This is a genomic window from Hymenobacter rigui, assembly GCF_003944715.1.
Lineage (GTDB): Bacteria > Bacteroidota > Bacteroidia > Cytophagales > Hymenobacteraceae > Hymenobacter > Hymenobacter rigui.
This window is the reverse complement of sequence record NZ_RWIT01000032.1, coordinates 1-1,618: the sequence shown is the minus strand read 5'-3', so window position 1 is coordinate 1,618 and position 1,618 is coordinate 1. Positions and strand designations below refer to the sequence as shown.

Genomic DNA, 1,618 nt, shown 5'->3' with positions numbered 1-1,618 from the left:
AGCGTATTTTGGGCCAGCTCCACCTTGAAGCGGTTATGCTCCCGGGGCTGGGCCCCGCGTAAGGCAGCGGCAGCGGCGGCCCGGAAGGTAGCCTCCGTGGCGGGCTGGCCCACCAGGGCTTTTTCGGCCTCGGGACTGCGCCAGGGCTTGGTACCTACGCCGCCCAGTGCTACCCGGGCCGAACGGATGGTACCGTTCTGGACATCCAGTCCCACCGCGGCCGACGCCAGCGCGTAGGCGTAGCTGGCCCGCTCCCGCACTTTCAGGTACGTGGAGCGGCGGGCGTGGGCCGTAGCCGGAATCAGCACCGAGACAATCAGTTCGCCGGGTTCCAACACGGTTTCTTTCTGCGGGGTGTTGCCCGGCAACAGGTAGAAATCGGTAACGGGCACGCGGCGCTGCTTGCCTTTGGCGTTTTCCAGCGTGAGCACGGCATCAAAGGCTGCCAGGGCCACCGATAAGTCGCCGGGATACGCGGTGGCAATGCAGCTGTCGGAGGTGCCCAGAATGGCCAGGTTGTGGTGGTCGCCTTCCAGGGCGGGGCAGCCCGAGCCGGGCACGCGCTTGTTGCAGGGAAAGGCCGCGTCGCGGAAGTAGCCGCAGCGGGTGCGCTGCAGAATGTTGCCGCCCATGCTGGCCATGTTGCGCAGCTGGGGCGAGGCCGCCAGCAAGAGCGACTCCGAGATGGCCGGGTACTGCTCCAGCACCAGCTTGTGTTCGCCCACGTCGCTCATGCGCTCCATGGCTCCGATGCGCAGCCCGTCGGCCGTTTGCTCAACGCCCCTGAAGGGCAGCAGGTTGATGTCGACCAGCTGCGGATGCTGCTCCAGGTTGGCTTTCATCAGATCCAGCAGCGTGGTGCCACCGGCAATGTAGGCAGCCTCCGGCTTGTCCTTGCGGATGCCGGTGGCCTCTTTGGCCGTGCTGGCCTGGGTGTAGCTAAAGTTGTTCATGAAGTTAGTGCGTAGGATTTAGTGCCTGGTGCGTAGGAATGGATGCGTACTCAAGTTGCCTGGTGCCTGACTTGTCCTTTTCAGAACCAACCAAGCACTAGGCACTAAGCACCACCTTTTGCTACTTCCCGCACGGCGGCGACAATGTTGGGGTAGGCTCCGCAGCGGCAGAGGTTGCCGCTCATCCATTCCCGGCACTGACTGTCGGAGGAGGCGTGGCCCTCGTTTACGCAGGCCACCCCGCTCATAATCTGGCCCGGGGTGCAGTAGCCGCACTGGAACCCGTCGTGCTTGATGAAGGCTTCCTGCATGGGGTGCAGCTCCTCTCCTTTGGCCAGCCCCTCGATGGTGGTAATTTCCTTGCCCTGCTGCATCACGGCCAGCGTGAGGCAGCTGTTGATGCGCTTGCCGTCTACGTGCACGGTGCAGGCCCCGCACTGGCCATGGTCGCAGCCTTTTTTGGTGCCGGTCAGGTCCAGGTATTCGCGCAGGGCATCGAGCAGCGTCACCCGGGGCTCGGCCTGAATGGTGCGCACGGTGCCGTTGACCTTGAGCTGCAGCGTGCTCACGCCCTCTACCGTTTTGGCGTAGGAAGCCAGCCGCTCGGCCTGGGCGGCAAAGGGCGGGGCCAGCGCCAGGCCCAGCAGGCCGCCGGCCTGCTTCAT

The 1,618-nt window shown here is 64.8% G+C and carries 2 protein-coding genes; both read right to left on the bottom strand.

The window, feature by feature from the left end; translation table 11 throughout:
* Positions 1 to 953: FAD binding domain-containing protein (locus EI291_RS22505; RefSeq protein WP_148103452.1), on the bottom strand; the 953-nt coding region annotated here is incomplete at its 3' end.
* Between the two features lie 104 nt (positions 954 to 1,057).
* On the bottom strand, positions 1,058 to 1,618 hold a 561-nt coding region (locus EI291_RS22500; protein ID WP_148103451.1), incomplete at its 5' end, for a (2Fe-2S)-binding protein.